This window comes from Paenibacillus sp. 1011MAR3C5 (assembly GCF_003591485.1).
In the GTDB taxonomy this organism is placed as follows: Bacteria; Bacillota; Bacilli; order Paenibacillales; family Paenibacillaceae; genus Pristimantibacillus.
In genome coordinates this window covers 73,901-85,110 of the sequence record NZ_QZCF01000014.1, presented here as the reverse complement: position 1 = coordinate 85,110, position 11,210 = coordinate 73,901, and the positions used below count along the sequence as shown (strand labels likewise).

Genomic DNA, 11,210 nt, shown 5'->3' with positions numbered 1-11,210 from the left:
CCAGTGTGGCCGATCACCCTCTCAGGTCGGCTACGCATCGTCGCCTTGGTGAGCCATTACCTCACCAACTAGCTAATGCGCCGCAGGTCCATCTGTAAGTGACAGATTGCTCCGTCTTTCCCGAATCAGCCATGCGACCAATTCGCGTATCCGGTATTAGCATCCGTTTCCGAATGTTATCCCAGTCTTACAGGCAGGTTACCTACGTGTTACTCACCCGTCCGCCGCTAACCTTACGTTTCCGAAGAAACGTGAGGTCCGCTCGACTTGCATGTATTAGGCACGCCGCCAGCGTTCGTCCTGAGCCAGGATCAAACTCTCCATAAAAGTGTTTGACTTGCTCAATAACGTTGTTGCTTCGAAATCTCTCATAACCAGCAAGCTGATTATGGAAACTTCATTATCGATTCAATCTTGCGATTGTATCGGGCAGTTTCGCTCGTTGTTCAGTTTTCAAAGAACAATCATTTGTCTTTCGTTTTACCGTGTCAGCCGTATGTCTCAGCGGCGACTTTTATAATATATCACAGGGGCCCAATTGAATGCAACCCCTTTTTTATATTTTTTTTAAAAACTATTCATGGCCTTAAGATCTGTATGTTCTGGCATTCAGCGCGTAACGCGAAAGCTCCTTCGGTGAAGCAATGCGCGCATACATTCTGAAAATGATTTTGTACCGTCTTGCTATAGCGCTTTTGATATCTCCATCTAATCGGGAGTCGTTCAGATCCAACAGCATCTCATCCAGTTCTTTGCGCAATACGTAATCGAGTTCCTTGCATTCTTTGTCGTTGAATAGTATTCCGAGCATAACCGTAAGCGGCCTCCTTTGGGGTATATAGCGCATATGGACCGTCCTGAGACGAACAAAAGGCGGCTCCTTCGCAAATGCGCTTCGGACACCGCCTTACTGTTATGCTCAAATATTGGAAATATTATTACTCTATTTCAACAACCAAAGTGTAATGGTGCTTTCTATAATGGAAGCGACCAGAAGTCCTACGGTCAAAATCACCATCATCGGCACCGTACGAATAGCAAAATGCTCGATCTCCCGTCCGATCCCAGGCAGCTTAGCTCTCGCAAATAACAAGTTGCCTCCCGCCCGGATCACTAATGTGCCGAATTTCAACCCATAAGCACAAGCTACAATAATAGCCGGTATCTCAATAATGCCATGCGGCAGCAAACCTTTGACAACCAGCTCCCATACCGGCAGCGCATCTGGCGATTCAGCTGTAAGCTTCAATACAAATCCGATCACCATTCCGTTAATCCCTAGGAAGAGCAGCGGCAATATACCGAAAAACGCGCCCAAATACATGACCAATATCGACTTAATCGCATTATTAAGAAAAATAACGATCATCATCATCAAGGTTGGATTGCTGCTGTTGTCTACGGATTCGACAAGCTGGCCTAGCCCTGTCAGCTGGCCTTCAAGAAAAGCGCGGAAGCCTTCATTCGTTCCGCCGACCACAATGCCCGCAAAAAACAGAATAAAAGCAAAACCGATATAGCCCCGCATATCTTTAAAGTGCTGTATGATGGCGCTGAGCTTGAACAAACGCACACCTCCCGATTATCGCGATTCCAACATTCCAATCGCTTGCTGTCAAATTAAATGAATAAGTATCGATGGTACGAGCATAGATTGTACTACTAATGTAAATTGCTGACGCCTCTACCCGGGGCGAAGCGAAGAGAGGAGCGCTTTCCCCCATGAACATGTTTTATGTCATGAACGGCAAGAAACTCAAGAAGTATTTCTTTATTGCAATTGCGCTGATATTCTCCATTGGCATCATCTATGCCGAACGGGACAACATCACCGTATTTGCGCCTCAGCAGCCAGCTGCCATCTATAGCGTTCCGACCGACAAGAAGGTTGTCGCCCTGACGTTCGACATCAGCTGGGGAGACAAGCGTGCCGAGCCTATCCTCCAAGTATTAAAGGAGAAAAACATTAGCCACGCAACCTTCTTCGTATCGTCGGTATGGAGCCAGTCCCACCCCGATCTGGTGAAGAAGATTCAAGACGCCGGCTATGAGATCGGCAGTCACGGCCACAAGCATGACTTCTACAGCAAGCTAAGCGAAGAAGAAATTCGCAAGCAGATTACAACGGCTCATGCCATTCTCTCCGATATTACGGGCAAGCAGCCTAATTTGATCCGTCTGCCGAACGGTGACTTTGACAAACGAGTGCTTCGTATCGCAGAAGAATTGCAGTATAAGGTCATTCAATGGGATACCGATTCCATGGATTGGATGAATATCGGAACGGATAAAATCGTCAATCGCGTCGTCACCCGCACTCATCCTGGAGACATCATTCTCATGCATGCGAGCGATACGGTCACCCAGACGCATGAAGCTCTGCCTGCCATCATCGATCAATTGCGTACCGAAGGGTATGACTTCGTCAATGTGACGCAGCTCATTACCCAGACGGAAACTGACGGAAGCGCGGTGCAAGACAAACAATCAAACGCCAAAGGGCAGCTTAGCGCTGCTGAATAATCGAAAGATTAACCGGCCGATTTCGCAGGAGTTACTGCGGAGTTGGCCGTATCTTTTTTGAGCAGGCGGTGCATCATCATATTTTGGTACGCATTGCAGACGAATAGCGGAGACATCATAAAGATAATAGCTGCGACATTTGTCACCCCTTGCAGTGCCGGCCACGCTTCAATAAAGGTAACAACGAACATCAGGAACATCGTTGGGATAAGTGCAGATTTGTTCGTTTGCTTTACCTTCAGCCATGTCATAACGAAGGAAAGCACCAAAACGACAAGCGGCAGCACCCAGAAGAACCAATTGTTCGCCCGGTCTTCATATAGTACATAGCCCAGTGCAAATACAGCAAACAACGTCGTATAACCCTGCAAGGCATTCCATAAGTATTTCTTGCGGAATACGCTGAGGGCGATGTAATTAAGCGTCAAATAAGCGAAAAAGCCCATTTGGCTGAAAGCGCCGATCATGAGGCCCGATATTGCCATCATCATCGCATTGAACCCGGTCGCTTCAAAGCCAAGAAAACCAAACTCTTGATTAGTTAGCAGCATAACCGAACCAACGACAACACATACAAGCGCCCCGATGGCCATGGTGCTCCAAAATAAAAAGAACCACTTTTTTATGTTCACGCGTTTAAATCCCCCTAAAAAGTTTTGGGCAGCAAAACGAACTTCGACAGTAAAGCTCGAATTTTGCTCGACTCCCCGAAGGTTTTCCCTTTATTTTACCACGATCGCAACAAAAAGCTAATGCCCGTCCATGATAAAACAGTGAACAATGCGCATAATAAAAACGATCAAGCGCTGGTCCGCCCGCCGCATGTCGCCGTTATCCGGTGAACTGGGCACGCGCCAACCACCCGATATTACAGCCCAGCCATGACATAGAAGGGAGCAAGCAGGATATGCGTATCCGTTGGACTTTATCGTCTTCATTATTGGCATTAACATTGCTGCTGACAAGCTGCGGTACCGAGTCATCAGGAAACGTTCAACAGCAGCTCAGCTATAAGGACATGAAATCGATGGTCATTGACATCCTGAAGACGGAGGATGCTCAGAGGGCGCTTCAGCAGTCGGCCGAGCAGCTCTCAGGCTACACGGCTCAATCCTCCAAGCTTTTATCTGTGCAGGATCAAGAGGAAGTGCGGCTGGCCGTTAAGGATGTCATCAGTTCGCCGGATTATGACAAAGTCATTCGGAAGCTCATGACTGACACCCGGTTTGCAGGCGAATTTGCCAAAGCGGTCAATAAAGAAAACAAGGACATTCACAAAGAACTTATTAAAGACCCTGCTTATCAGCAGGAATTAATCAAGACGATGAGAAACCCGGAAATGGAGAAGCTGATTCTTGAAGTACTGAAGAGTGCACAGTACCGTAAAGAAGTCATGTCGCTCATGCAGGAATCGATGCAGAATCCGCTCTTCCGTCTCGAAGTGCTCGATCTCATGAAAGCGGCGGTTCAGGAAGAGCTGCAGCCAAAGCCGGATGAGAAAGTGAAGAAGACGCAAGGCCAGCAGGAAGAGCAAAAAGGCGAAGAAGAGGAACAGGGCTCGCAAGAAGAAGAAGGCATGGAGTAACAGCCGAATTCATATTGGCTTGATCAAAAAAAACCCGAGCTTCGAGCTTGCCGCAGGGGCAGCCCGAAGCTCGGGTTTTGTCATGTAAATATTACTTTCCGCAGCGCTCAATGACGCTGTCCGCCAGCTCCAGATACAAGCTGCCAGTCTCGGAATCCGCCTTATAGACTGAAGGGGAGAAGTCTGGCTCTGAAGGATGGTTGTCCGGTGCGCCAAGCGGGATTTGTGCCAGCAGATCGCAATGAAGCGTCTCAGCCAGCTTGCCGCCGCCGCCGCGTCCGAATACGTATTCCTTCTCTCCCGACTTGGATACGAAGTACGACATATTCTCGACGACGCCGATAATTTCATGCTCCGTCTTGATCGCCATTGCACCGGCACGGGCCGCGACGAATGCGGCTGTCGCATGAGGCGTCGTCACGATGATTTCTTTGCTTTGCGGAATGATCTGATGCACGTCCAGCGCGACATCGCCTGTACCTGGCGGCAGGTCAAGCAGCATGTAGTCCAGCTCGCCCCACTCGATCTCCTGGAAGAAGTTGCGCAGCATCTTGCCAAGCATCGGTCCGCGCCATACAATCGGACTGTTGTCCTCGACGAAGAAACCCATGGAGATGACTTTCACACCGTAGCGCTCGATCGGAATGACACGCTCATCCACGACGACTGGACGATCCTCGATGCCCATCATATCGGGCACGCTGAAGCCGTAGATATCCGCGTCGATGATGCCGACGCGCTTGCCCTTGCGAGCCAAGGCGACCGCCAAGTTGACGGTCACCGTGGACTTGCCGACGCCGCCCTTGCCGCTGGCGACGGCGATGAAGGTCGTCCCGCTGCCCGAAGACAGCAGCGGGCTGGCGATTCCAGCCCCGTGTCCCTGTACGGGGCTGCTGGTCTTGGCGCCGGCATTGCCGCCCGGCGCCGCACTTGCCGCGGGCGCAGGCTGCGCGCTGCCCGCTGCGGCTGGCGCCTCCTCGTCCCGAAACCGGCAATGCACGGTTTCGACGCCGATTGGCGCCAGCGCCTCGCGAAGCGAGGCTTCCAGCGCGGGCTGAATCGCCGCGCCTGCTCCAAGAACCGTCAGCGATACTTGACGGTTCCGAACCATAACATCGCGGAAGCTAACGCCTTCCGCTTGATATTGCTGCTGGGCCATCGCAGATTCGATGGCCTCGATGGCTTTCTCCCGTGTCAACATCGTATATGTCCCACCTTTATGAGTTAAGAGAACTTCCTCTCTATTATAACACAGGAAGCCTTCGTTTCATGAACGGTTCATGAACGAAGGCTCATCCCGAGGGCTACTTCCCGCTGCCATTCTGCAGCTCCAGCTCCTGCTGCGAATTCCCGCTCAGCTTCTCACCCGACACAAAGCGCAATACGCCCTGATAGATAGACGCGGCCACCTTCCGCTGATACTCCGTATCCGCCAGCCGAGCCGCTTCCCCCGGATTGGACAGGAAGCCGACTTCAACAAGCGCCGTCGGCACCTGTGTGATCGCCTTCATCAAATAGACGTCCCCTACCTTAGCGGCAATGCGAGTCGTGTTCTCCAGATTTCGCTTGATCTCATCCTGGATGAAAGCCGCAAGCACCCGATTGTCCGGATGATTATCCGGCTGATAGAACGTCTGGGCTCCCGACCACTTCTGCTGCGGAATACTGTTCATATGGATGCTGATGACGGCAGATGCGCCGCTCTCGTTAATCAGTGCCGCTCTCCGCTTCAAGTCCTCCGTCTTGCGCTTGCTGTAAGCATGAGCATCTCCTGAAGCCAGATCATAATCCCCTTCCCTGGTCATTACGACGACGGCCCCAGCTTCCTGCAAGTAATCGCGCAAGTACAGGGCAATCGCAAGATTCAGATCCTTCTCGATAATACCGCTCTTACTGACTGCACCGCCATCCGCTCCCCCATGCCCTGCATCAATGGCAATTGTTTTGCCGGAGAGGGGCAATGTCCAATACGACCATGTGCTCGACGCCGGCAAGCTCTGGCGAAGCAGCAGGCCCGTAAGCACGATGACCAGCGCAGCCACCGCTAGCCGAAGCGCGCCTTTATAGGTCATCCATACGACAAAATGCCGCTTCATTCCGCGCATCAAAAAACCACCTCGTCTTCCATATCGATAAATGCGCAGCAACCTATCCGGCTACCGGGTAGGATAAGCCTTGTGCGCACATTCATGTATATGGGACGAGATGGTCAAATATGTGCCGTATCGGCAATTCCGGCATAGAACGGATAGCTTAGCCTACCGGCTGCTCCGTCATACCCTCGATCAATATCTTCGCAACCTCAGGACGCGAGAATTCCGGCGGAGGACATACCCCATCGCGCAGCATCGCCCGCACCTTCGTGCCGGAGAGTGTCAAATGCGCCGTCTTCTCATGCGGACAAGTCTTGCTCGTTGCCATATTGCCGCAAGCTGTGCAGAAGAAACTATGCTCGAAGTACAACGGCGTAATGCCGAGATCTTCAGCCGGGATCGACTTGAGCAGCTCCTGTGCTTCGTACGTTCCGTAGTAGTCGCCTACTCCCGCATGATCACGTCCCACGATAAAGTGGGTGCATCCGTAGTTCTTCCGCACAATAGCATGGAAAATCGCTTCACGAGGACCTGCATAACGCATGGCTGCTGGGAATACGCCAAGGAATGCGCGATCCGCTGGATAGTAGTTCTCCAGCAGAGCCAGGTAACTCTTCATCCGTACATTAGCCGGCACGTCATCAGACTTCGTCTCGCCGACCAGCGGGTTCAGGAACAGCGCATCAACGATCTCCATCGCGGTCTTCTGAATATATTCATGTGCACGATGAACGGGATTGCGGGTCTGGAAGCCGACAACCGTCTTCCATCCTTTCTCAGCGAACTGCCTCCGTGTCTCAGCAGGATCGAAGTAAAACTCCTGGAACTTCTCCGGCTTCGGACGGTTCAGCACCGTAATCGGCCCGCCGACATAAGTAGAGGGTCTCTCCAGCAGCTTCTGTACGCCCGGATGCTCCGTATCATTCGTTTTGAAAATATTGACCGCTTCTACCTGCTGATCTACGGAATAGATACTCTCCACCGCAATGAATCCGTACGTAATGCCATCTTCTCCGATAAGCGCCACTTTCTCGCCTACCTTCAATTCCGCTGCTTTCACATCATCGACAGCCAGTGTGATCGGGATACTCCACACCAGGCCGTTGGCCAATCTCGTATTCTCCACAACAGACGTATAATCGTCCTGATTCAGAAAACCGGTCAGCGGCGAGAACGCGCCTACACCGATCAGATCCAGATCAGAAATCGTCCATGAATTAATCGTGATGAAATTAAGGCCCTTTGCTTCCTGCAGCAGCGCTTCGCGCTCTGCGCCTTCGGCGATCCGGTTAACCAGCACACCGCCATGAGGTAAGATTTGACTCATAATCGTAGAAGTCCTCCTATACATACCTTCGCAAATGGTTTATTTATGAAGCCCGCACTCCGTCTTCTCTTGCCCCGACCAGCGTCCCGCGCGAGGATCCTCGCCCGGCATGACCTGGCGTGTGCAATACTCACATCCGATACTCGGGTAATAGTTGTCATGAAGCGGATTGTAGACGACATTGTTGTCGCGGATATATTGCCATACATCTTCAGTTGTCCAGTGGGCTATGGGATTGAACTTCACCAAACCGAACTTCACGTCATATTCAATCTTCTTCGCGTTGGCGCGTGTAGGCGCCTGATCGCGTCGAATACCTGTGATCCATGCTTCGTATTTGGACAGGATCTTTGTGAGCGGCTGAACCTTGCGGATATCGCAGCATTTGTTAGCGTCGGACTTCCATAGCTCGTCACCGAACTGTGCAGCCTGTTCTTCCGGCGTAATCTCCGGCTTCACTTCGACGAATGGAATACCCGGGTAGCGCTCTGCAAGCCGGTCACGCGTCTCATAAGTCTCCTTAAAGTGGAAATCGGTGTCTAAGTAGAAAATATCCGTCGTCGGGCTAACCTTCTGCAGCATGTCTACCAGAACGACATCCTCCGCGCCAAAGCTGCACGCAAACGTAATATTCGGGAATGTCTCCACTGCAAAACGAATAATGTCCTCCGGCGTCGCGTTCTCCAGCTCGACAGCCTTTTGCGCAATAAGTGCTTCCTTCTCAAACAGATTCATACGTATGACCTCCGTTATTAATTCCAAGTAAAGTAGTCTGTATAATTGATTATATGCCTTTCTACACGCTAGTTCAATCAGAACTTTGCACATTTACGCAAAAAATACCATGAAGGGCATAGTTGGGCTTTATAAATCCATTAGATTCATGGAAGCATGGGCATGTTCCTCAACCCTCTTGGATGTACGGGTGGCTGGGGACTAATTAAAGTCCCTCAAGAAGCGCAGCAAAGCCGCGCAATTTACTCCTCACGAGAGATGGGTCTGGCCCAGGCAAGTGTATGATAAGTCTTTTTTTATCGTAACCCAGCTTGATTTCCAAATATTTTAAGTTTTTCAACTAAAATGACCATAAACACAAAAAAACGCCTCCTCTGCAAGCAGAGAAAGCGTTTGGTTGTAACGATTAACGTTTCGAGAACTGTGGAGCGCGACGAGCCGCTTTAAGACCGTATTTTTTACGTTCTTTCATACGCGGATCACGAGTCAGGAAGCCTGCGCGCTTCAGAGCCGGACGGAACTCAGGGTCTGCTTTCAGCAGAGCACGGGAGATACCGTGACGGATTGCACCAGCTTGACCGGACATGCCGCCGCCGTTAGCGATAACCAATACATCGTACTTGGACAATGTGTCAGTCAGGTTAAGCGGTTGTTTTACGATCAGCTTGAGTGTCTCCAAACCGAAATATTCATTCAAATCGCGTTTATTAACAATGATTCGTCCTTCACCCGGCACAAGACGTACACGTGCAACAGAGTGTTTACGACGACCGGTTCCATAGTATTGCACTTGAGCCATGAAACGTGTCCTCCTCTTTATTACCCGCGAAGCTCGTAGACTTCAGGGTTTTGTGCTTGATGTGGATGTTCCGCACCTGCGTAAACTTTCAATTTAAGCTTCATTTTGTTACCAAGACGGTTCTTAGGCAACATGCCGTGCACAGCCAGCTCGATTACGCGCTCTGGCTTTTTCTGAATCATCTCGTGTGCCGGAGTGACCTTAAGGCCACCGGTGTACATGGAGTGACGGTAGTACATTTTGTCTGCCATTTTGTTACCTGTCAGAACAATTTTCTCAGCGTTGATCACGACAACGAAATCGCCAGTGTCAACATGCGGCGTAAATTGCGGTTTGTGCTTGCCACGGATCAGGCTTGCAGCTTCGCTAGCCAGACGACCAAGGGTTTTGCCTTCCGCATCGATGACGAACCATTTACGCTCAACTTCATTTGGCTTAGCCATATAGGTGGTACGCATGGATGATCCTCCTTAATTCTGTTACAATAATCGTTTTTATAACAACGTTTCCGTTGGTTTGATATTCATTGTTGAATCTTGCATTTGGCGGCCATTCTTAGTCGGGGCTGTGGGAGAGCCACTAAGAAAGCACAAGTTATATTCTACAATATAGACTGGCAAAGTGCAAGTTGTTTTTCCGCTTTCTTTCATCAACACAATGCTGCTCTCTTGGCCTCTAACTTGCGGTAATTGGATAAGTCTTCGACCGGCAGCTGATTTACTACAGAAGCGATATAGAGTTTGCCGTTAAACTCAACAGCATCCATATAAAGCCCGAATGTTCCGCCATAGGCATATCCTTTTTACTCTATCATAGAAAATATTAACAGTACTAATGAAAATGAGCAATATCTAGTATACATTTGTAGAGAAATATAACCGCTACTTTCTTCGTGCACAGCTTCCCGCGCTGGGTAAGACACGAGTGACACCATACTGTACAGTCTAGTCCTTCGCGGTTCACATTCCGACTGTCAGTGACGATGAAATATAATAGATTGAATACAAACTCGGTCTGAAGACCGAGTCGTCCCCCATCAGGGGGCGGTTCCCTTGGCTTCATCTGATTGGTACAATGAGGATAATAAACGCGCTTTGAACGAGCGAACTTGTTCTTGAGTGCTGTACATTAGGAGAGAAAACCATGAGACCCAAGACCACGATCGGCATTATTCTAATCATCGTAGGCATCATTGGCGTGCTATACGTGTATGAGAACGGAAGCGGCAATACGCTTTTAAACATTCGCAACTTCTTCGCATCCGAAATTAATGAGCAGCAAACGATCGACATTAGCGATGTCCGCAATCTCGATATTTCTTCGGGAAGCCTGGATGTCCGCTTAGTACAAGGCAGCGGCTCCGATGCCGTTATCAAGCTGGAAGGCTGGGCCTCCAAAAACTACATTAAAAACATGAAGCTTGAAAGCACCAAAAAGGATGGCACTCTCCAGCTCTCACTGAAGAACGACCGCGGCATTCGCTTCGGCTTCGGATTTAGAGGTGTGAAAATGACGGTTGAGCTGCCGGAGAAAACGTGGAACCAGCTCGATGTTGATCTGGATAGCGGCGATTTGTCCCTTGAACAAATGCGGGTTGAGAATGCTAAGCTTCAAACCAATTCAGGCGATGTCGAAGCTGCTGACCTCCAAGTAGACAGCAACTTATCTGTCAGCATCAATAGCGGCGACTTAACGCTGCGCACCGTAACAGCCAGGAAGATGGATCTATCCTCGCAAAGCGGAGATCTCTCGGTCAAAGGATATGAAGCTGACAGCATCGACTTTAAGGTGAGCAGCGGTGATGTGCACTTCGAGGACGGCACGGCTGAGCTGGCAGGGAAAACGAGCTCTGGTAATATTATGATGAAGTCCGACAACATTACCCGTCATGCTGATCTTCGTACAGGCAGCGGCGATGTAGTTGTCATTCTCGAAAACAATCCAAATTCCCTCAGCGTTCAATTCAAAGCAGGCTCAGGAGATGGAGTTATTCAGAAGGATGATTTCACCTATGACAGCGGTTCGAAGGGTGCCAACAAGATCAAAGGCAGGTTCGGCAGCGGAGAGATTAAGCTGAATGTCCAGACGGGATCGGGTGACTTCGTTCTTAAATAAATGCGACTTCACAATGGTCGGTTATGATCAGCT

At 50.1% G+C, this 11,210-nt stretch carries 12 protein-coding genes and 1 rRNA gene; 3 read left to right on the top strand and 10 right to left on the bottom strand.

All coding sequences use genetic code 11. The features are described from left to right. From D3P07_RS26045 to D3P07_RS26035, 3 genes are all read right to left on the bottom strand, one after another. A 16S ribosomal RNA gene (locus D3P07_RS26045) occupies positions 1-327 on the bottom strand; the annotation flags it as partial. 259 nt (positions 328-586) lie between these two features. Beyond that, positions 587-811: a hypothetical protein gene (locus tag D3P07_RS26040; RefSeq protein ID WP_116050199.1), complete on the bottom strand. Its 225-nt coding sequence runs from the start codon at positions 809-811 to the stop codon at positions 587-589. A 132-nt stretch (positions 812-943) separates the two neighbouring features. Next, complete coding sequence (locus tag D3P07_RS26035; protein WP_182914517.1) at positions 944-1,567, bottom strand: stage II sporulation protein M; 624 nt, start codon at positions 1,565-1,567, stop codon at positions 944-946. A gap of 155 nt (positions 1,568-1,722) precedes the next feature. Here D3P07_RS26035 and pdaB point away from each other — a divergent pair, with 155 nt between their 5' ends. After that, on the top strand, positions 1,723-2,523 hold the full coding sequence (gene pdaB / locus D3P07_RS26030; protein WP_119803851.1) for a polysaccharide deacetylase family sporulation protein PdaB: 801 nt from the start codon (positions 1,723-1,725) through the stop codon (positions 2,521-2,523). Between the two features lie 8 nt (positions 2,524-2,531). On the opposite strand, the gene D3P07_RS26025 is transcribed toward pdaB, so the two are convergent. Further along, entirely contained in the window at positions 2,532-3,155 is a 624-nt protein-coding gene (locus tag D3P07_RS26025) for a KinB-signaling pathway activation protein (RefSeq protein WP_259391692.1), read from the bottom strand. A 275-nt stretch (positions 3,156-3,430) separates the two neighbouring features. Here D3P07_RS26025 and gerD point away from each other — a divergent pair, with 275 nt between their 5' ends. Next, on the top strand, positions 3,431-4,108 hold the full coding sequence (gene gerD / locus D3P07_RS26020; RefSeq protein WP_119803846.1) for a spore germination lipoprotein GerD: 678 nt from the start codon (positions 3,431-3,433) through the stop codon (positions 4,106-4,108). A 91-nt stretch (positions 4,109-4,199) separates the two neighbouring features. Here the strand turns inward: gerD and D3P07_RS26015 are convergent, their stop codons facing one another. From D3P07_RS26015 to rplM, 6 genes are all read right to left on the bottom strand, one after another. Continuing rightward, a complete protein-coding gene (locus D3P07_RS26015) occupies positions 4,200-5,309 on the bottom strand; it encodes an Mrp/NBP35 family ATP-binding protein (RefSeq protein WP_119803844.1) in 1,110 nt (369 codons plus the stop codon). Between the two features lie 103 nt (positions 5,310-5,412). Then, a complete protein-coding gene (cwlD, locus tag D3P07_RS26010) occupies positions 5,413-6,213 on the bottom strand; it encodes an N-acetylmuramoyl-L-alanine amidase CwlD (protein ID WP_119803842.1) in 801 nt (266 codons plus the stop codon). Between the two features lie 148 nt (positions 6,214-6,361). Beyond that, entirely contained in the window at positions 6,362-7,528 is a 1,167-nt protein-coding gene (gene sat, locus D3P07_RS26005) for a sulfate adenylyltransferase (RefSeq protein ID WP_119803840.1), read from the bottom strand. Positions 7,529-7,567: 39 nt separating this feature from the next. Further along, positions 7,568-8,263, bottom strand: a complete 696-nt coding sequence (locus tag D3P07_RS26000) for a phosphoadenylyl-sulfate reductase (RefSeq protein ID WP_119803838.1) — start codon at positions 8,261-8,263, stop codon at positions 7,568-7,570. A gap of 406 nt (positions 8,264-8,669) precedes the next feature. Beyond that, on the bottom strand, positions 8,670-9,062 hold the full coding sequence (rpsI, locus tag D3P07_RS25995; RefSeq protein ID WP_028609625.1) for a 30S ribosomal protein S9: 393 nt from the start codon (positions 9,060-9,062) through the stop codon (positions 8,670-8,672). 20 nt (positions 9,063-9,082) lie between these two features. Further along, a complete protein-coding gene (gene rplM / locus D3P07_RS25990) occupies positions 9,083-9,520 on the bottom strand; it encodes a 50S ribosomal protein L13 (protein WP_119803836.1) in 438 nt (145 codons plus the stop codon). A 685-nt stretch (positions 9,521-10,205) separates the two neighbouring features. On the opposite strand from rplM, the gene D3P07_RS25985 reads away from it, so the two are divergent. Further along, complete coding sequence (locus D3P07_RS25985; RefSeq protein ID WP_119803834.1) at positions 10,206-11,177, top strand: DUF4097 family beta strand repeat-containing protein; 972 nt, start codon at positions 10,206-10,208, stop codon at positions 11,175-11,177. The last annotated feature ends 33 nt before the right edge of the window (positions 11,178-11,210 follow it).

What these genes read in the sequence shown, in the direction of transcription:
- D3P07_RS26040 (WP_116050199.1), bottom strand. Translation starts at nt 811, where the DNA reads ATGCTCGGAATACTATTCAACGACAAAGAATGCAAGGAACTCGATTAC.
- pdaB (WP_119803851.1), top strand. Translation starts at nt 1,723, where the DNA reads ATGAACATGTTTTATGTCATGAACGGCAAGAAACTCAAGAAGTATTTC.
- gerD (WP_119803846.1), top strand. Translation starts at nt 3,431, where the DNA reads ATGCGTATCCGTTGGACTTTATCGTCTTCATTATTGGCATTAACATTG.
- D3P07_RS26015 (WP_119803844.1), bottom strand. Translation starts at nt 5,309, where the DNA reads ATGTTGACACGGGAGAAAGCCATCGAGGCCATCGAATCTGCGATGGCC.
- cwlD (WP_119803842.1), bottom strand. Translation starts at nt 6,213, where the DNA reads ATGCGCGGAATGAAGCGGCATTTTGTCGTATGGATGACCTATAAAGGC.
- sat (WP_119803840.1), bottom strand. Translation starts at nt 7,528, where the DNA reads ATGAGTCAAATCTTACCTCATGGCGGTGTGCTGGTTAACCGGATCGCC.
- D3P07_RS26000 (WP_119803838.1), bottom strand. Translation starts at nt 8,263, where the DNA reads ATGAATCTGTTTGAGAAGGAAGCACTTATTGCGCAAAAGGCTGTCGAG.
- rpsI (WP_028609625.1), bottom strand. Translation starts at nt 9,062, where the DNA reads ATGGCTCAAGTGCAATACTATGGAACCGGTCGTCGTAAACACTCTGTT.
- rplM (WP_119803836.1), bottom strand. Translation starts at nt 9,520, where the DNA reads ATGCGTACCACCTATATGGCTAAGCCAAATGAAGTTGAGCGTAAATGG.
- D3P07_RS25985 (WP_119803834.1), top strand. Translation starts at nt 10,206, where the DNA reads ATGAGACCCAAGACCACGATCGGCATTATTCTAATCATCGTAGGCATC.